This window comes from Burkholderia diffusa (assembly GCF_902499115.1).
Lineage (GTDB): Bacteria > Pseudomonadota > Gammaproteobacteria > Burkholderiales > Burkholderiaceae > Burkholderia > Burkholderia diffusa.
In genome coordinates this window covers 194,805-212,776 of sequence record NZ_CABVPN010000010.1, presented here as the reverse complement: position 1 = coordinate 212,776, position 17,972 = coordinate 194,805, and the positions used below count along the sequence as shown (strand labels likewise).

Annotated in this window: 20 protein-coding genes; 7 read left to right on the top strand and 13 right to left on the bottom strand. The window is 67.6% G+C overall.

What is annotated here, in order from left to right; translation table 11 throughout:
* Window positions 1-343 precede the first annotated feature (343 nt).
* From BTE28158_RS12485 to BTE28158_RS12475, 3 genes are all read left to right on the top strand, one after another.
* The gene (locus tag BTE28158_RS12485) at window positions 344-976 is read left to right on the top strand and encodes a type VI secretion system amidase effector protein Tae4 (protein ID WP_151051333.1); all 633 of its coding nucleotides are present in this window, start codon (window positions 344-346) and stop codon (window positions 974-976) included.
* Between the two features lie 428 nt (window positions 977-1,404).
* Window positions 1,405-1,593, top strand: coding sequence for a helix-turn-helix transcriptional regulator (locus tag BTE28158_RS12480; protein ID WP_151051337.1), 189 nt, complete (start codon window positions 1,405-1,407; stop codon window positions 1,591-1,593).
* A 299-nt stretch (window positions 1,594-1,892) separates the two neighbouring features.
* Window positions 1,893-2,168 (top strand): CppA family protein, encoded by a 276-nt coding sequence (locus tag BTE28158_RS12475; RefSeq protein ID WP_057928306.1) that lies wholly within the window; start codon window positions 1,893-1,895, stop codon window positions 2,166-2,168.
* Between the two features lie 144 nt (window positions 2,169-2,312).
* Here the strand turns inward: BTE28158_RS12475 and BTE28158_RS12470 are convergent, their stop codons facing one another.
* The gene (locus tag BTE28158_RS12470; RefSeq protein ID WP_151051339.1) at window positions 2,313-3,806 is read right to left on the bottom strand and encodes an aminotransferase-like domain-containing protein; all 1,494 of its coding nucleotides are present in this window, start codon (window positions 3,804-3,806) and stop codon (window positions 2,313-2,315) included.
* 194 nt (window positions 3,807-4,000) lie between these two features.
* Between BTE28158_RS12470 and BTE28158_RS12465 the strand changes: the two genes are divergently transcribed.
* Entirely contained in the window at window positions 4,001-4,351 is a 351-nt protein-coding gene (locus tag BTE28158_RS12465) for a hypothetical protein (protein ID WP_151051341.1), read from the top strand.
* A 144-nt stretch (window positions 4,352-4,495) separates the two neighbouring features.
* Here BTE28158_RS12465 and BTE28158_RS12460 read toward each other — a convergent pair whose 3' ends face one another.
* From BTE28158_RS12460 to gtdA, 8 genes are all read right to left on the bottom strand, one after another.
* Window positions 4,496-4,918: a DUF6691 family protein gene (locus BTE28158_RS12460; RefSeq protein ID WP_059607847.1), complete on the bottom strand. Its 423-nt coding sequence runs from the start codon at window positions 4,916-4,918 to the stop codon at window positions 4,496-4,498.
* Window position 4,919: 1 nt separating this feature from the next.
* Window positions 4,920-5,354, bottom strand: coding sequence for a YeeE/YedE family protein (locus tag BTE28158_RS12455; protein ID WP_151051343.1), 435 nt, complete (start codon window positions 5,352-5,354; stop codon window positions 4,920-4,922).
* A complete protein-coding gene (locus BTE28158_RS12450) occupies window positions 5,344-5,694 on the bottom strand; it encodes an ArsR/SmtB family transcription factor (protein ID WP_124628716.1) in 351 nt (116 codons plus the stop codon). The genes BTE28158_RS12455 and BTE28158_RS12450 overlap by 11 nt, the downstream gene beginning before the upstream one ends.
* Window positions 5,695-5,818: 124 nt before the next feature.
* The gene (locus BTE28158_RS12445) at window positions 5,819-7,180 is read right to left on the bottom strand and encodes an MFS transporter (RefSeq protein WP_151051345.1); all 1,362 of its coding nucleotides are present in this window, start codon (window positions 7,178-7,180) and stop codon (window positions 5,819-5,821) included.
* 76 nt (window positions 7,181-7,256) lie between these two features.
* Entirely contained in the window at window positions 7,257-8,465 is a 1,209-nt protein-coding gene (locus tag BTE28158_RS12440; RefSeq protein ID WP_124628720.1) for a 3-hydroxybenzoate 6-monooxygenase, read from the bottom strand.
* Window positions 8,466-8,484: 19 nt separating this feature from the next.
* Window positions 8,485-9,126, bottom strand: a complete 642-nt coding sequence (maiA, locus tag BTE28158_RS12435; protein WP_151051347.1) for a maleylacetoacetate isomerase — start codon at window positions 9,124-9,126, stop codon at window positions 8,485-8,487.
* A 34-nt stretch (window positions 9,127-9,160) separates the two neighbouring features.
* On the bottom strand, window positions 9,161-9,859 hold the full coding sequence (locus BTE28158_RS12430; RefSeq protein WP_059607841.1) for a fumarylacetoacetate hydrolase family protein: 699 nt from the start codon (window positions 9,857-9,859) through the stop codon (window positions 9,161-9,163).
* Window positions 9,860-9,967: 108 nt separating this feature from the next.
* Complete coding sequence (gene gtdA, locus BTE28158_RS12425) at window positions 9,968-11,014, bottom strand: gentisate 1,2-dioxygenase (RefSeq protein ID WP_151051349.1); 1,047 nt, start codon at window positions 11,012-11,014, stop codon at window positions 9,968-9,970.
* A 164-nt stretch (window positions 11,015-11,178) separates the two neighbouring features.
* Between gtdA and BTE28158_RS12420 the strand changes: the two genes are divergently transcribed.
* Window positions 11,179-12,123, top strand: a complete 945-nt coding sequence (locus BTE28158_RS12420) for a LysR family transcriptional regulator (RefSeq protein ID WP_151051351.1) — start codon at window positions 11,179-11,181, stop codon at window positions 12,121-12,123.
* 46 nt (window positions 12,124-12,169) lie between these two features.
* On the opposite strand, the gene BTE28158_RS12415 is transcribed toward BTE28158_RS12420, so the two are convergent.
* From BTE28158_RS12415 to BTE28158_RS12400, 4 genes are read right to left on the bottom strand one after another with little or no spacing between them, the layout of a single operon-like run.
* On the bottom strand, window positions 12,170-13,438 hold the full coding sequence (locus tag BTE28158_RS12415; RefSeq protein WP_174919900.1) for an NAD(P)/FAD-dependent oxidoreductase: 1,269 nt from the start codon (window positions 13,436-13,438) through the stop codon (window positions 12,170-12,172).
* Window positions 13,435-13,668, bottom strand: coding sequence for a 2Fe-2S iron-sulfur cluster-binding protein (locus tag BTE28158_RS12410; RefSeq protein WP_011658575.1), 234 nt, complete (start codon window positions 13,666-13,668; stop codon window positions 13,435-13,437). Before BTE28158_RS12410 ends, BTE28158_RS12415 begins: the two co-directional genes overlap by 4 nt.
* Entirely contained in the window at window positions 13,665-14,795 is a 1,131-nt protein-coding gene (locus BTE28158_RS12405; RefSeq protein ID WP_151051760.1) for an NAD(P)/FAD-dependent oxidoreductase, read from the bottom strand. The genes BTE28158_RS12410 and BTE28158_RS12405 overlap by 4 nt, the downstream gene beginning before the upstream one ends.
* The gene (locus BTE28158_RS12400) at window positions 14,792-15,724 is read right to left on the bottom strand and encodes a 4-hydroxyproline epimerase (RefSeq protein ID WP_059607857.1); all 933 of its coding nucleotides are present in this window, start codon (window positions 15,722-15,724) and stop codon (window positions 14,792-14,794) included. The genes BTE28158_RS12405 and BTE28158_RS12400 overlap by 4 nt, the downstream gene beginning before the upstream one ends.
* A gap of 248 nt (window positions 15,725-15,972) precedes the next feature.
* On the opposite strand from BTE28158_RS12400, the gene BTE28158_RS32785 reads away from it, so the two are divergent.
* Window positions 15,973-16,095 carry a hypothetical protein gene (locus BTE28158_RS32785; protein ID WP_257792068.1) on the top strand — a complete coding sequence of 41 codons (123 nt, stop codon included), beginning with the start codon at window positions 15,973-15,975 and terminating at the stop codon, window positions 16,093-16,095.
* A 237-nt stretch (window positions 16,096-16,332) separates the two neighbouring features.
* A complete protein-coding gene (locus BTE28158_RS12395) occupies window positions 16,333-17,958 on the top strand; it encodes an APC family permease (protein WP_059607834.1) in 1,626 nt (541 codons plus the stop codon).
* Window positions 17,959-17,972: the final 14 nt, after the last annotated feature.

Genomic DNA, 17,972 nt, shown 5'->3' with positions numbered 1-17,972 from the left:
TGCTGACGTCTCCCGTTCCGTTGACGTCAACATGCTACGTGAACATAGACCAGTTAACAACGGAACAGGACACTAGGTGGTAGCGGTCAGCACACCTCTTCTGGTTTCGCCGCTGCTGACGCTATTGCGTCCAACTTGGTCGAGCCGTACGACGAACAAGTAAAGGCGACGGCTGATGGTCCGGCAGGCTACCCCTACTACATCGAGACAACGGATGGTCGTGTGTTCCAAGGACGTCTCGACGCAAGCGGCATGTTACCGCGCGTCCATACGGGCCACAGCGCCGACGACTATACGGTCTACTGGGGTGACGACGCAATCGCCAAGCAGAATGCGGCTTAACATGCCTAACAAACCGCTGAAGGTACGCTCGAACAGTACGCGTGACTCGGTCAAGCCAACTCAATTGAAGTCAATTACGTTTCGAGAGCTTTGGAACGCCTACCCGAGCAAAGATCCATACGACGATAAGACAGGTCAGTATGAGAACCAGTGTGCCATCCGCATGAGCGTGACCTTTCACAACATAGGAAGCGATATGAAGTCGTTTTCGCAGAAGGTCGTAAAGCCCATGCCTGGAAAGAAAGTGTTGGGCCGTCTCATGCTTAATGACAAGCCTACGGCAACCCGTGCTTATGAGCTTGCAGAGTGGTTGAAACTGCAACCTTTGTTAGGACTCGGCAAACCGGAGAACATTACTGGCGCAGATTGGCAGAGCAAAGTGAAAGGCCGAACGGGGATCATTTACTTCTTTGGTTACTGGCGACAAGACGGTGATTCTTCCGATAACCTTAGCGGCGGTCACATCGACTTGTGGAACAAGGACACGCTGACGCCCAACTGGGCGTCGTTTCTACGGTTCCGCGTTGGCATGTCATCAATGCCCAATCCGTTGTCCTGGCTTCGCGGTCGACGAGACAACGCGTTCTCCGATCTAGCCAACTCGAAAGAAATCCTTTTTTGGGAAGTGAAATGAAGCGTATCGGGCTTGCGACGTTGGGGTTCGTGTGGGGCTTGCTGGTCACATGGGTGTCAGGCTACACATTCAGCCACATGCACTGGCCAACGCCTCCCTCACATTCAACCGGCTGTAACGACCTGGAGCATTGTGGCTCTCATGCCGCCTTTTTCCTGACGACGCTAGGACTGCTACTGTGGCCTGCCATCGTGTTCTGCGCGTTGAACGCAGTCGCCTATAAGCGATGGTCGAATCGGAGATGGGGCACCGTATTTGCCGTTGTGACGCTATTCGTCGTGTTGCTCTATCTCGCTACCTACGCAGTACCTTCGTTGGGCCTCTTCGGCTGACGCCGACGACTATACGATAGTCACCTAGATCGTGTTGCGACGTGCCAGAGCGCTCCATACCACACGCGCTCAGGCCACCACCACACTAGGGCGAACGTGGAAACCACCACGTCGAAGAAGCTGTATCGCATCAAGGCGGTCATGGATATGCTCGGCATCTCCCGAACCACCGTCTACGGCCTCGTCGACAAGGGGAAGCTGAAACTGGTCAAGATCGGGGAGCGCTTCAGCGGTATCACCGCCGAAAGCGTCGACGCGATCATGGCCGGCACGGACGCAGCTTAACTCTCCCCTCTGGCGCTCGGACCCGAGCGCCGCCCTCCCGCCTCATCTCCCCCTGAGCCCACTCATAGCTCGACATTGCGCTTGACAACCCGCTTTGCCCAAAATACTGTATGGATAACCAGCTGTATAACCAACCAGTATTTGAGGCGGCAGCACGAAGCTCGGCGCTACCGTCGACACCACTGGTTGGTGGCTCCAGGTCCAGAGCGGCCTTTCATGGTAGCTACAGTGGTAGCCAGACCTGACATATCGACGAAAACACCCCGGAGAGCCTTATGCAACAAGGGTCCCTGTTTAAAGTGGAACATCTGGTCCGTATCGTCAACGACACCGATCGCCAAGTGCTGGCATGGCTGCGTGCGCAGGTTGGCGACGCCCGCGTCGAGCGCGCGGCGCGCCAGCTCGGGCATACACGCAAGCCTTTCCCGTCGGCGGTATGCCGGTACCTGGGCATGAGCGCGCCGGCCACGCTGCGCCAGGCGGAACGGCCGCGTGCCGCACGCGACTTCTCGGTCGGCGATCGCTACCTGTCGCTGATCCGCCAGCACCTCGCCGCGCATGCGGTCAGCCGATGAAATCGCCGAAATCGTATCGTCGGCGCGTCGCCGTGCGGCGGCCGTTCAGGGTGAACGCGGCGTGCCGGATCGGCCGGCGCGTGCCCCCGTCACGACCGCCCAGCCCGGTAGCCAACGCGCGGGCCCGCTCCACACCTGTCCCGCTTACGCGGCGGCCGCCGCGTCGCGTATCAGCTGGCCGAGCGTTTCGATCGCCGCTTCGTGTGCCGTGTCGAACACCCGCGTGCAGGCAAGCCGGATATACGCGTCAAAGCGGTCGGAGTTCGAAAAGATCGCGCCTGGCGCGATCCTTACCCCGCGTGCCAGCGCCGCATCGAACAATGCTTCGGAACGCACGCCGTCCGGCAACGCGATCCACAGCAGCATGCCGCCGGGCGGCCGGTTCATCCGCGTGCCGACCGGAAAATGGCGCGCGATCGCATCGATCGTCACATCGCGCTGCACGCGCAGTTGCTCGCGAAACCGGTGCAGGTGGCGATCGAACGCACCCGAGCCGACGAATTCGGCCGCGACGGCCTGCAGCAACGCGGCGTTGTGCCGGCTGTGCGCGAACTTGAGCATCTTCACGCGCGCGTGCCAGCGGCCCGCGCTCATCCAGCCGAGCCGCATCCCGGGCGCCAGCACCTTGTTGAACGACGGGCAATAGATCACCGTGCCGTCACGGTCCCATGCCTTCACGGGCTTCACCACCTGCGGCGCTTCCACGAGCTCGCGATAAGGCTCGTCCTCGATCACGGCCACCCCGCGGCGCGAGCACAGCGCGACCAGCGCGGCCTTGCGTTCGTCGGGCATCACACTGCCGAGCGGGTTCTGCAGATTCGGCACGACGACCACGGCCCGAATGTCCGGGTACGCGGTCAGCGCCACGTCGAGCGCTTCGATCGAGAGTCCGGTCGTCGGGCTGGCCGGGATCTCGAGCGCACGCAGGCCGAGGCTTTCGAGCAGCTGGATCAAGCCGAAAAAGGCCGGCGATTCGATCGCGATCGTGTCGCCGGCGCGTGCCACCGCGCGCAGCGCGAGATTCACGGCATCGACGCCGCCGCTCGTCGACATCACGTCGTCCGGCGACACGGCCACGCCGTACGACAGCGCGCGCTTTGCCATCGTCTGCCGGAATTCGGGCGACCCGCCAACCGGCCCCGCGTCGGTCAGCAGCGTCGGCTTGCGCCGCAGCAACCGGATCGCCAGCGTCTGCAGACGCTCGGCCGGATACAGCGTCGCCAGCGCGGACGCGCCGCCGAGATTCAGCGCATCGGGCATCGCATTCGCGCGATCGATCACGCGCGACACGCGTTCATGCAGTCCCGCGAAGGGCGGCTCGACGCTCAGCGGCGACCCGTCGCTTTCCGGCAGCGTATCGAGCACGGCGGCCGCGCGCCGCCGCACGAAATAGCCCGAGCGCGGCCGGGCTTCGCACCAGCCTGTATCCTCGAGCCGCCGAAATGCCTGGATCGCGGTCGACAGGCTCACGCCGTGCTGTGCCATGAATGCGCGTACGGACGGCATCCGGTCGCCGGGCGACAAGGTACCCGCCGCGATGATGCGGCGGTAATGCTCGGCGAGTCGTTCGTAAAGCGGCTCGCCGGCCATCGGCAACGGTGTTCGGAACGAGTCTGTGATGAGCGTCATGCGGGTCATCGTGCCCGCGCGCCCCAGCACACGCCAGATACAGATTCAGGGGAAACAGACCGATACAGAGGATCAAGATCGTCGCCTGCACCGTAACAGATTCCCGTCCCCTGAATCTGTCCTGCCGGCACGCGTTTCCTTAACCTGATTGCACGCTGTCGCCCCGCCGTCGCCGGGCCGCGCAACCAGGAAAAGGACTCGCCATGCGGACGCAAGAGATCCGGCTCGACGCCGGGCAAAGCCACTTTGCGTGGTTCGACAAGGACAGCCAGGTCATCGTGATCGACGGCGCGCTCGCGGTCACGTTGCGTCACGGCGGGCTCGACTGGTTACCCGATACGCCGCATTACGTTCGCCGCGTGCTCGACGAAGGCGAATGCCTGACGATCGAGACAGCCGGTCACGTGGCATTGTCCGCAGCCGGTGTCGGGCCGGTCGCCGCAACCGTCGCGGAACCCGAGGCTCGGTCCGGCGGGTTCTCGGTGTGGCGCGCATGGCTGCACCGGGTGTCCAGGCAGCTACTCGGCGAGCGGCAAGTGCGCGAGCAACCCTGACGCGGCGGCTCGCACCATCGCCGATATCGTCATGTGATCGCCGTGTCGCCCCCCCGGCAACGAGCGTGAACTTGTCCCGGCGCCGTCGCCGCGCCGGGTCGACTCGACCGAGCCGACAACTTCGCCCGCAGCAACCCCACCCAGCTACCGCCCCTTCCGCGTGCGCTCGATCCACTCGAACAACGCCATCCCGATCAACATCGCGACGACGAACGCGATGCCCTTGACCGACCCGAGTCCGATCGACACGATTGCCGGCCCCGGGCAGAACCCGGCAAGCCCCCAGCCGATGCCGAACACGGCACTCCCTGCGACGAGGCGCACGGTAATCGTCCGCACGGTCGGCCACTGGATCGGCAGGCCGAGCAACGACCGCGTCCGGCGCTTCGCCCAAGCGAACGCGAACACGGCAACGCCGATCGCGCCGGCCATCACGAACGCGAGCGACGGATCCCAGCGGCCTGCCAGGTCGAGAAAGCCGAGCACTTTCTGCGGATTGGCCATCCCCGACACGATGAGCCCGGCGCCGAACAGCAGCCCCGCCAGAAACGCGAATCCTGCCTGCATGTCAGCCTCCGATCACGTGCCGTCGCACGAATACGGTCGCAAACCCCGCGACCATGAACACCGCCGTCGCGACGATCGATCGCGCCGCACCACGCGACAGCCCGCAGACGCCGTGACCGCTCGTGCATCCGCCCGCATAGCGCGTACCGATCCCGACCAGCAGGCCGGCCGTCAGCAACTCGCCCCAGCCCGCATCGACCTGCGGCGCCGCGGCGACACCGGCGATACGCATCATCAGCGGCGCGGCGATCAGCCCGGCGACGAATGCGGCACGCCAGTCGCGCTCAGCTGCACCGGCCGTGAACAAGCCGCCGACGATGCCGCTGATCCCGGCGATCCGCCCGTTGAACGCAACGAGCCACGCCGCCGCAAGCCCGATCAGCACACCACCTGCAAGCGACAGCCACGGCGTGAAATGAAGCACATCAAGCTGCATGGCGCGCCCCCTTCGCGGCCGTGCCGCAGAACTGTTCGTACAGCACGCCCATCACCGCGATCACGGCCGGGCTGTCGAGCGAATAGTGGATGTTCTTGCCTTCGCGGCGCGTGCGGACCAATGCGTTGTCTCGCAACACGCCGAGCTGCTGCGACAGCGTCGGCTGGCGGATATCCAGCCGCGCCTCGAGATCGCTCACGCAGCGTTCGCCCTGCGACAGCTCGCACAGCAGCAGCAACCGGTCGGGATTGGACAGCACCTTGAGCAACGCGCATGCCGATTCGGCGGCGGCGCGCATCTGGTCGGGCTGGGGCAGCCCGGTGGAAGGGTCGGCATTCATGAGGGTGACGGAATACGATTAACGAATCTACATTATATACATTTATATAATGTAGATTCGTGCTTTCGTTCGGTGCCGTCAGAGGACGGCGCCATCGGCAATGGCCGCCCCCCCCCTGCCTCCACTATGCCTGCTCGCCGGCAATTGCCTCGGCTGCCGCCGCGCGCTTCGCGCCAGCCCGGACCGCGCCAAGCACCAGCATTGCGATCCCGGCGATCACGCACGGCACCGCGACGATTGCGAACGCGGTCGGCAGCGGCAGCCCCATCGCGAGCATCGCGCCGCCCGCCATCGAGCCGACGACGGATCCGCCGCGGCCGATTCCGTTCGCCCAGCTCACGCCCGTGGTCCGGCATTCGATCGGATAGAACGCGGCCGACAGCGCATTCGCGCCGACCTGCGAGCCCGACACGCAGAAGCCGGCCGCGAACACGGCCAGTGCCGCGCCCGCCGGCGACGCGGCCAGCACCCCGATCGCCGCGACGAACACGCCCGCCGCCGCATAGCTGCACGCGAGCACGCGATGCGGATCGAAGCGGTCCATCAGCCAGCCGAGCACGATCGCGCCGAGCGTGCCGCCGACCTGGAACATCGCGGTCACGCGCGCGGCCGTCTGCAGCGTCGCGCCGGTCGTGCGCAACAACGTGGGCAGCCAGCTCGACAGCAGGTAGATGACGAGCAGGCTCATGAAGAACGTCAGCCACAGCAGCAGCGTGCCGCGCAGCAGGTCGGCGGCGAACAGGCGGCCGAGCGGCGACCCGGCCGGCTTGCCGCGCGGCACGATGAACGACGCGTGCACGAGTTGCGGGGCCGGTGCGATGCACGCGAGCATCGCCGCGATTCGCTCGCGCGACGCGCCGGTGTTGACGAGGTAGCGCACCGATTCCGGCAGTCGCCACGCGAGCACCGGCAGGAGCAGCAGCGGCGCGGCACCGCCGACGACGAGCACCGCGCGCCAGCCGTCTCGTTCGATCAGCGACGCGGCCGCGAGCCCGCCGAGCGCCGAGCCGATCGTGAAGCCGCAGAACATCGTCGTGACGAGCAGCGAGCGCCGCCGCGCGGGGCAATACTCGGACGTCAGCGTGATCGCGTTCGGCATCGCGCCGCCGAGCCCGAGGCCCGTCACGAAGCGCCACGCGATCAGTTCGTTCAAGCCGCCCGCACTTGCCGACGCCGCACTCGCGATGCCGAAGCACGCGACACAGGCGAGCAGCAGGCGCTTGCGGCCGAACCGGTCACCGAACGGCCCGAACACGAGCGCGCCGGCCATCAGCCCGGCGAGCCCCGCGCCGAATACGGGCGCGAGCTGCGCGGGCGACAGCCCCCATTCCGCGCGAATGACCGGAGCGATGAATCCGATCGATGCCGTGTCGAAACCGTCGATCGCGACGATCAGGAAGCACAGCACGACGATCGCGACCTGAAACGGCGCAACGCGATGCCGGTCGATCCATTCGCTGACGTCGATGGACAGCGTATCGGCCATGATGATGTCTCCTCCATGAAGGCGGTCGCGCGCGATGTCGTTGGAACGCGCGCCGCCGGATCCGGGCTGAAGCGCGTCAGGCGACGGTCTTCAGGCAATCCTCCGCACGCCAGCCGTGCAGCCAGTCGAGCGCGTCGTAGAACTGCGCCTGCGTGCGTCCGACCCACAGCGCGTTGCGCACCTGCCGCTCGACGCCCTTCGCGTGATAGATCCGTCCCATCTCGCGCGCCGAATACAGCACGCGCGCGGTGCGCGGAATCCGCACGTGTTCGTACAGCGCGAACGCGGCCTCGAAGTCGCCATCGGTCCGCGCGACGGCCGCGCCGAGCGTCACCGCATCCTCGAGCGCCTGGCACGCGCCCTGCGCAATGTATTGCGTCATCGGATGGGCGGCGTCGCCGAGCACCGTCGCGCGGCCCGCGCTCCAGCGTTCGACCGGGTCGCGATCGGCGGTCGCCCAGCGCTTCCACGACGTCGGCCGGTCGAGCATCTGCTTCGGCAGCGGATGGATGCCGTCGAAGTACGACAGCACTTCCTCCTTGCTGCCGTCGCGCACGCCCCAGGTTTCCTGCTCGCGGCTGTGGAACGTGACGACGAGGTTGTATTGCCGTCCGCCCCGCAGCGGATAGTGGACGAGATGGCAATGCGGGCCAGCCCACACGACCGGCGCATTGATCTGCAGATCCTTCGGCATGTTGTCGACGTCGACGACCGCGCGGTACACGACGTGCCCCGTCACGCGATGCGCGTCGCCGATCAGCGCCTGCCGGATCGCGGACTTCACGCCGTCGCAGCCGATCACCGCGTCGGCGCGATAACGCTCGCCATGCTGGTCGATCACGGTCACGCCGTTGCCATCCTGCTCGAACCCGCACACCTGCGTGCTGGTCCGGAATTCGATCAGCGGATGATCCTTGACCGCCTCGTAGATCGACAGGTGGATGTCCGCGCGATGGATCACCGCATACGGGTTGCCGAAGCGCGCGCGATACGCAGCGCCCGTATCGATGCACGCGACTTCCCGCGCATCGACCGCATCCATCAGTTGCAGCCGGTCGGTGAACACCGCGCGCCCGCGCGCGGCTTCGCCGACGCCCAGCGCGTCGAGCGCATTGAACGCGTTCGCGGCGAGCTGGATGCCCGCGCCGATCTCGCCGATTTGCGCGGCCTGTTCGAGCAGCTTCACGCGAATGCCCTGGCGCGCGAGCGCCAGCGCCGTCGCGAGCCCGCCGATGCCGCCGCCGATCACGAGTACGCGTCGGCCTGTCATGTTTGTCTCGCCCATGTCTGTCTCCTCCTTCGTGTTACGCGACGTAGTCCGGTTGCCGCTGTGGCTGCGCCGCTTCGAACGCCGGCTCGCGTCGCGCGTGTTCATGAACCGCGAGGCTGCGCGGATATGCGCTCAGGTCGCAATCCATCCGCAGCGCGTTCGCGACCTGCGGCACGAGGCAGATGTCGGCGAGCGTCGGCGCCGCGCCGAAACACCACGGGCCCGTGCCCGCGCGTGCGAGCAGGCGCTCGGCGCCGGCCATGCCTTCCGCGATCCAGTGCCGGTACCACGCACGCTTCTGCTGCGGCGTGACCTGCAGTTCGCTGTCGAGGTAGCGCAGCACGCGCAGGTTGTTGACCGGATGGATGTCGCACGCGATCAGCGTCGCGAGTTCCAGCACGCGTGCGCGCTGCCGCGGTTCCAGCGGAATCAGCCGCGGCGCCGGATGAATCTGGTCGAGGTAATCGATGATCGCGAGCGACTGGCCGAGACGAAAATCGCCATCGACCAGCGCCGGCACCGACGCCGACGGATTCACCCGCGCGACGTAGCCAGCCTCGCGGTGCTCGTCCGTGCGGATGTTCACGGGCAGCGTGTTGTACGGCAGTCCTTTCAGCGCGAGCGCGATGCGTACCCGATAGGATGTCGAACTGTTGAAGAAGCTATGCAGTTGCACGATGTGACCTTTCGAGGAAATCGAAGAACGCGCTTCAGACCACGCGCACGGCCAATTCGCCGAGACGCTCGACGCCGACCTTCATCACGTCGCCCTTGACCACCGGGCCGACGCCTTCCGGCGTGCCGGTGAAGATCACGTCGCCCGGTTCGAGGCGGAAGAACTTCGACAGGTCGGCCACCGTTTCCGCGACCGACCAGATCAGGTGCGACACGTCGCTCTTCTGCTTCGTCGCGCCGTTGACCGTCAGCCACAGGCCGGCCTGCTCGAAATGACCGACCTCGCTCGCCGGATGCACGGGGCCGATCGGCGCGGAACGGTCGAACGCCTTGCCGATTTCCCACGGACGGCCCATCTCGCGCATCTTCATCTGCAGGTCGCGGCGCGTCATGTCGAGGCCGACGGCATAACCCCAAACGTGCTCGAGCGCGCGCTCGAGCGGAATGTCGGAACCGCCCTTGCCGATCACCGCGACGAGTTCGGCTTCGTAGTGGTAGTTCTGCGTTTGCGACGGATACGCCAAATCGAGCGTTTCGTCGTAGGCAACCGGCACGATCGAATCGGCCGGCTTGCAAAAGAAGAACGGCGGTTCGCGATCGGGATCGAAGCCCATTTCGCGCGCATGGGCCGCGTAGTTGCGGCCGACGCAGTACACGCGGCGTACCGCGAAGCGGGCGTCGCTGCCGGCGACGGGAAGCGCCACCGGCGCTTCGGGCGGGAAAACATAAGTCATGAACGGCTCCAGCGTAGGCATGAAGGAAGGACCGCGCGCCGCCTTCGCGGCGCACCGGACGAATCGGGGATATCGGGAGAATCGGGCCAATCGGGCCAATCGGCGGCGTCAGTCGCGCGCTTCGCGCAACAGGTTCAGCGCGGACAGCACCGGCCGGTCGGAATAGCTGAACAGCACGCTGTCGGACGAGGCCGCCAGCCGCAACCGCGCCCATGACGGCGCGACGAAGATGTCGTGCGGCTCGAATGCGAACGCGTCGCCGCCGATGTACGCGGTGCCGCTACCTTCGACGACGCAGTAGATCGTCGCGTCGGTGCTGCGATACGTGCGGCCGTCGAAACCGGCCGGCAGGAACTGCATGAAGGTCGCGATCGTCGGCATCGGCCAGCCGCCCGTCGCGGGATTGACGTAGCGCAGCTTCACGCCGTCCCACGCGTCGAGTTCGCCGTTGCGGTACACCGCGTCAAGGGCCTCGCGGGTGCGTGCATACGGATAGCTGAACACCGGCGACGTCGGATCGCTCGCGCGATGGCGCACCGGCACCATGTTGTGGCCGAAGCGCGCGAAGCTGTCGCCTTCCGCGCGGCTGACGGGCTGCTCGGCTTCCGGGTAGTTCTCCGCGAAGCCTGCGTCGAGGTTCCCGACCAGCGGGATGTCGAGCCCGTCGAGCCACACGACCGGCTCGCCGCCGTCTTCCGCCGACGGGTTGCCGTGGTCGTGCCACGCCCACGACGGCGTGATGATGAAGTCGCCCGGATGCATCGTCGTGCGCTCGCCGTTCACCGCGGTCCACGCGCCCTTGCCCTCGATGATGAAGCGCAGCGCCGACTGCGTATGCCGGTGGCTCGGCGCGATCTCGCCCGGCAGGATCAGTTGCAGGCCCGCGTACAGGCTCGGCGTCATGCTCGACTTGCCGGGCAGCCCCGGGTTCTCCAGCACCAGCACGCGGCGCACGGCTTCTTCCGCGCTGATCACGCCGCCGGCCTGCATCACCAGGTCGCGCACCTGCGCGTACTTCCAGATCGCGGCCTGCGCGGCCGGCTGCGGCGCTTTCGGCACGAGGTTGTGCAGCGACTCCCACAACGGCGCGAGGCGCTGTTCGGCGATCCGTGCGTAATAGTCGGCGCGCGACGTATCCGGGTGTCGGCTGGTCATGATGTCTCCTTGGTGCGGCCGATCGCGGTCGGCGCTGTGTCGGGTCGGGGACCGCGTGCTTCGGTCCGTCAGCGCATTTATATTCGACGCAGACATACCCGGTAAAATGGCGAAATCATCTAGTCCATATTATTTTTGATATACCTTCCGACACGGAGCACGCGATGGACTGGACCTACCGGCTGCGATTGCGGCACCTCCAGGTGCTGCTGAGCCTGGCCAGCACGGGCAACCTGAGCCAGTCGGCGGCGGCGCTCGCGACCACCCAGCCCGCGCTGTCGAAATGGCTGAAGGAACTGGAAGAAGACGTCGGGCTGCCGCTGTTCGAACGGCACGCGCGCGGCCTGCGGCCGACGGCCTACGGCAATGCGCTGATCGAGCACGCGCGCCGCGTGGAGGCGCAGCTCGACGTCGCGCGTGACGACATGGCCGCGTTGCGTGAAGGCGGCAGCGGCCTGGTCACGATCGGCACGTCGGGTGTCGCGGCGGCCGATACCGTGCCGCTCGCGGTATCGCAGTTGCTGAAGCGGATGCCGCGCGCGCAGGTGCGGCTCGCGGAGAGCACGATGAACCAGCTGATGCCGCAACTCGCGCGCGGCGAACTCGACATCGTCGTCGGCCGCTCGGGCTCCGCGTCCGTCGATCCGCATCTGCACGCCGAAGCGCTGTACGTCGATCCGGTGGTGTTCGTCGCGCGGCCCGATCATCCGCTCGTCGGCGCGGCCGCTGTCGGCTGGGACGAGGTGCTGGCCCACTCGTGGATCGTCTGGCCGTCCGGCACACCGGTGCACAACGCGCTGCAGGTCGCGCTGACGGCCGCCGGCCGCGTGCAGCCGCCGCATTGCGTCGAATCGAATTCGTCGATCCTGAACCTCACGCTGCTGAACAACACCGACCTGCTGGGCGTCGCGTCGCATCGTGCCGCGCGGCGCTTCGAGCAACTGAACGCGATCCGCATCCTGCCGATGCGGCTCGAGGGACAGGGCGCGGTGTCGATGTACTGGCATCCGGACAGCGCGAATCGCGCGGCCGTGGCGGCCGCGATCGAGTGCCTGCGTGCCTGTGCGGCGCCGCAGGTGGGCGGATGGGAGAAAGTGAAGGTGGAATGAGCGGCGCGGCGGCCCGGCATGAACCGGGCCGTTTCACCGTGGCGCGTCAGGGGCCGTCGCAGGACACCGTGTCGTCCAGCATCAGCGTGCCGACCCGCGCGGGCACGAGCGGCGTGCGCGGGACCGGTGGCGTCCAGCCGAACAACGCCTGCGCGGCCGCACCGCACACGCGGCCCTGGCATGCGCCCATTCCGCAGCGCGTCTGCAGCTTCGCGGCCGTCCAGCCCGGCGCCGGCGCGACCGCGTCGAAGCGCACGTCCTCGCATCGGCACAGCAGCGTATCGGGCTGCGCGAGCCGGCGGATCGGCTCGCGGATCGCGAAGCGTTCGCGCACCGCGTCCGCGAATGCCTGCCAGCGCGCGCGCTGCGCAATCAGCCCGGCCATCGGTGCCGTCTGCCCGGTGGCCGCGCAGCCGGCGATCTCGCCTTCGACCATCGCCAGTTCGCTGCCGCCGACACCCGTGCACTCGCCTGCGGCGAAACAGCCGTCGCGGCTCGTGCGCTGGTGCGCGTCGACCACGACCGCGCCGTTCTCGATCCGGCAGCCGAGGTGGCTCGGCAGCACGGTGTTCGGCACGAGGCCAAAACCGCACGCGAGCCGGTCGCAGTCGACCTCGATTTCACGCTCGCCCTGCCGGATCCGCACGCGTTCGAGCCGCTTGTCGCCGAACGCTTCGACGACGTGTGCGCCGGGCCGATAGGCGGCCGTGACGAGCTTCGCGGCCTGCGCGAGTTTCGACGGCCAGCGCCACAACCCCGCGCCGAAACCGGCAACATCGCTCCACGCAGCCTGTTCGAGCACGTGCGACACCTGCGCGCCGGCCTGACGGGCCGTCGCCGCGCTCGCGAGCAGCAGCGGGCCGCTGCCGGCGATCACCGTGCGCTGCCCGCGCACGTCGAGACCGTACTTGATCAGCGCCTGCAGGCCGCCCGCGCCGGTCACGCCCGGCAGCGTCCAGCCGGGGAACGGCAGCAGCAGCTCGCGCGCGCCGCAGCACACGATCAGGGTGCGGAATTCGAGCAGGAACCCGCGCTCGTCGTCCTCCAGCAGCAGCGTGCCCGGCTGCGTCTCGGCGACGATGCGCGTGCCCGCCAGATGCGTGACGTTCGGCTGACGCAGCACGGCAAGGCGTTCCGCCGCGGCCGCCACCGGCGTCGCGGCCGCCGCCTGGCGCCAGATCTGCCCGCCCGCGCGCGGGTTGTCGTCGACGATCGCGATCGTCGCGCCGCTTCGTGCGGCGGCCCGCGCGGCCGACAATCCGGCCGGGCCCGCGCCGACGATGGCGACGTCGACGCTGAGTCGTTCCTGTTTCATCGCGTGCGCTCCACCCGCATCCCGTCGCGGCACAGCGTCTGGCAAGCCAGACGACGGCGGCCGTCGATCGTCATCCTGCACTCCTGGCAGATGCCCATACCGCAAAACGGCGCGCGCGCCGCACCCGTGCACGACACGCGCGTCGTGTCGTCGCCGCTCGCCGCGACGGCGGCCGCGACGGTCGCGCCGTCGGCCACCGTCAGCGCGCGGCCGTCCAGATGAATGATCATGAAGAAAGCGCTCCGGCTACGGGGGACGTCGTCAGGAAACGTCCCGGCAAATACGGTTCGATGTCGATGGGCGGCCGTTCGCCGGTCATCAGCGCGGCGACGAGCCGCGCACTGCCCGGCGCGGTCGTCACGCCGAGCCCTTCGTGCCCGACCGCGAGCCATACGCCCGGCCGCGCCGGATGCTCGCCGAGCAACGGCAGACCGTCGGGGCTCGCCGAACGGAAGCCCGTCCATGCGCGAATTCCGTTCAGGTCTGCCAGATCCGGCAGGTACCCGGCCGCGCGGCGCAGCATGCGCGCGAGGACCGGCGGCTCGACGCGCGTGTCCTCGGTGTCGAACTGGCGCGACGAGCCGATCAGCAGTTGGCCGGTAGGCCGCGGCTGGACGTTGAATGCGACCGACGTGCCGTCGCTCGCGTGGGCGCTCGCCGCATAGCCGAGCTCGACGAGCTGGTGCGACACCTGGCCCGGGTAGCGATCGGTGATGAGCAGATGACCCTTCTTCGGGCGCAGCGGCAATTCGGGCAGCAGCGTGCGCGCGGCGACGCCGTTCGCGACGACGACGCGCTCCGCGCGCAGCGTGTCGCCGCTCGCGAGCGTCACGCTCGGGCCGTCGACCGCCACCGCGCAATCGCGCCGCAACGTGATGCCCGGCGCGCGCTGCAACAGCCAGCTCGCGGCGACGGGCGCATAGAGAATCGCGTCGCCGGGGATCTTCAGCGCGCCGCCGAGGCCCGCGCGCAGCATCGGCTCCAGCCCCGCGAGCGTCGCCGCGTCGATCAGCTCGCCCGCCACGCCGTGCGCGGCGAGCGTCGCCTGCTTGGTGCGCGCGAGGTCCATCTCGTGCGCATCGGCCGCGAGCCACAGCGTGCCGCAGTTGCGGTAAGCGCAGCCTTCGGGCATCTCGCCAGCGAGCGCGCGCCACAATTCGATCGAGTAATGGCTCAGTGCGAGCTCCGCCGCGTTGTCGTCCATCGCGACGAGGTGCCCCATGCCGGCGCCGGTCGCACCGCCGCTCGCGTCGTCGACGACAAGCACGCGCAGCCCGCGCTGCGCGAGCTCATGCGCACACGCCGCGCCGACGATGCCGGCGCCGATCACGACGACGTCGGTCCGGGTCTCGCTCACGACACGATGCCCCAGCCGAACGGATCGTCTTCCTCGATCAGCAGCGTCGCTTCCGCGCTCAGGTGCGCGCTGCCGCGAATCGTCGGCACGATGCCGCCGTCGGCCTGCGCGTAGCTCGCCTGGAACACGCTGCCGATCACGCTCGCCTGCCGCCACACGACGCCCGGTTCGAGCTTGCCGTCGGCCGCGAGGCACGCGAGCTTCGCGCTCGTGCCGGTGCCGCACGGGGAACGGTCGTACGCATGGCCCGGGCACAGCACGAAGCTGCGGCTGTCGTGCTCGGGATCGTCCGCGAACAGTTCGATATGGTCGATCTCGCCGCCGTTCGCGCCGGTGATGCCCGCGCGTTCGAGCCCTGCACGCACCGCGGACGAATAGGCGGTCAGCGCCGCCACGTTGTCGCCGGCCACGCGCTGGCCGTGATCGCTGATCAGGAAGAACCAGTTGCCGCCCCACGCAATGTCGCCCTTCACGGGACCGTAACCGGGCACATCGACGTCGACGGCCTTCGCATGGCGGTACGCGAGCACGTTGCGCACGCTGACCGACAGGTCATCGTGCAGCGTCGCCTCGACGGTGCCGACCGGCGTTTCGATCTGGTGCACGCCCGGCTCGATGCGGCCCATGTGATGCAGCGTGCGCACGACGCCGATCGTGCCGTGCCCGCACATTCCGAGGTAACCGCTGTTGTTGAAGAAGATCACGCCGGCCGCGGCCTCCGGCGACACGGGTTCGCACAGCAGCGCGCCGACCAGCACATCGCTGCCGCGCGGCTCGAGAATGCATGCGGTGCGATAGCGATCGTGCTCGCGGGCGAGCACGTCGCGGCGCTCGGCCATCGTGCCGTTGCCGAGCGAGGGGAAGCCGGACACGACGAGCCGCGTGGGTTCGCCGCCCGTGTGCGAATCGATGATCTGGATGCGCTTCATCATGAGCCGTCCGAAGTGGGGAAAGGAGCATAGCTTCCTCCGTCACGCGTCCATTCGCTTGTGGCTTTTCGATGAGGACGGCGACGAAATCGGCATAGTCCGGAACGCGTTTCGCGACCCTTGCGGCCACTGTGCCGATTTCGTCATTTTGCTCCGCGATACGGCTCAAGCGTGATGGGTGTTTGCACGGCGATACTGGTTGCACGTCGACGCGCCTGTCGTCGGCCGATACGAAGCAGGAGATTGCAGTGAGCCGAAACGCCATCCAGCTGACCGGAGTTTTCCCCGCCCTCAGCAACCGGTTCGTACCGGGCGCTTCCATCGCTTTCGACGCCGCGCACCGCGCCGAACGGAACCGCGCGAACCGCTGACCGATTTCCCCCCGGCGGTGCGACGGCCTCCCCCCGTCGCATCGCCACTTCCGTGTCCGGCATGGCCGGCACGGGCCCGTTCGCCGCGGCGCCAGCCTGCGCCGCACTTGAACTGGCCCCGGCCCGCCCCGGCGGCCGTTCGAACCGGTCGCACGCCGGCCGGCAGGTGTTGCGCCACGGCTCGTCGGAGCGCGGCGCAAGCCACGCCTGCCCCGATATTTCCCAGGAGACAAACCTATGCCAGGTCAAGGCAACACACACCCGTCCGTCCCGCTTTCCCGCTCCGTGCCCGCCGACGGCGGTCACGGCAAGTTCAAGAAGCAGCTGTCGCTGACCGACCTGACGTTCATCGGCCTCGGTGCAATCTTCGGTTCGGGGTGGCTGTTCGCCGCGAGTCACGTGTCGACGATCGCCGGCCCGGCCGGCATCTTCTCGTGGCTGCTCGGCGGCTTCGCGGTGCTGCTGCTCGGCATCGTCTACTGCGAGCTCGGCGCCGCGCTGCCGCGTGCGGGCGGCGTGGTTCGCTACCCGGTGTTCTCGCACGGCCCGCTGCTCGGCTACCTGATGGGCTTCATCACGCTGATCGCGTTCTCGAGCCTGATCGCGATCGAAGTGGTCGCCGCGCGCCAGTATGCTGCAGCGTGGTTCCCGGGCCTCACCAAGGCGGGATCGAGCGACCCGACGACGATCGGCTGGCTCGTGCAGGCCGCGCTCCTGTGCTTCTTCTTTTATCTGAACTATTCGAGCGTGAAGACGTTCGCGAAGGCGAACAACATCATCAGCATTTTCAAGTTCATCGTGCCGCTGTCGGTGATCGCGGTGCTGTTCACGTTCTTCAAGCCCGCCAACCTCACCGCGCACGGTTTCGCGCCGTTCGGCATGCCGGGCATCGAGATGGCCGTGTCGGCCGGCGGCATCATCTTCGCGTATCTCGGCCTCACGCCGATCGTGTCGGTCGCGAGCGAAGTGCGGAATCCGCAGCGCACGATCCCGATCGCGCTGATCCTCTCGATCCTCCTGTCCACGCTGATCTACGTGCTGCTGCAGCTCGCGTTCATCGGCAGCATCCCGACCGACATGCTGGCCGCCGGCTGGCACGACGTGAGCAAGGCCTTCTCGCTGCCGTACCGCGACATCGCGCTCGCGCTCGGCGTGGGCTGGCTCGCGGTGATGGTGGTCGCCGACGCGATGATCTCGCCGAGCGGCTGCGGCAACATCTACATGAACGCGACGCCGCGCGTCGTCTACGGCTGGGCGAAGACGGGCACGTTCTTCAAGGTGTTCACGCGCGTCGACGAGGCATCGGGCATCCCGCGTGCGGGCCTGTGGCTCACGTTCGGCCTCGCGATCTTCTGGACCATGCCGTTCCCGTCGTGGGAAGCGCTGATCAACATCGTGTCCGCCGCGCTGGTGCTGAGCTATGCGGTCGCGCCCGTGTCGGTCGCCGCGCTGCGCCGCACCGCGCCCGGCCTGCCGCGGCCGTTCCGCGCGGTGGCGTTCGGCATCACCGGCCCCGCGTCGTTCGTGATCGCCGCGCTGATCGTCTACTGGTCGGGCTGGGGCACGGTGTCCTGGCTGCTCGGCCTGCAGATCGTCATGTTCGTCATCTATCTCGCGTGCCGCCGCTGGGTGCCGACCGCGCACCTGAGCCTCGCCGAGCAGGTGCGTTCGTCCGCGTGGCTGATCGCGTTCTATGCGGCCATGATCGTGCTGTCGTACTTCGGCGGCTTCGGCGGCACGGGCCAGCTCGCGCATCCGTACGACACGGTCGTCGTCGCGGCCGTCGCGCTTGTCATCTATTACTGGGGCGCCAACACCGGCATCCGTTCCGACAAGCTGCAGCTCGACGACGACGAAGACTGACACACCCGCGTTCC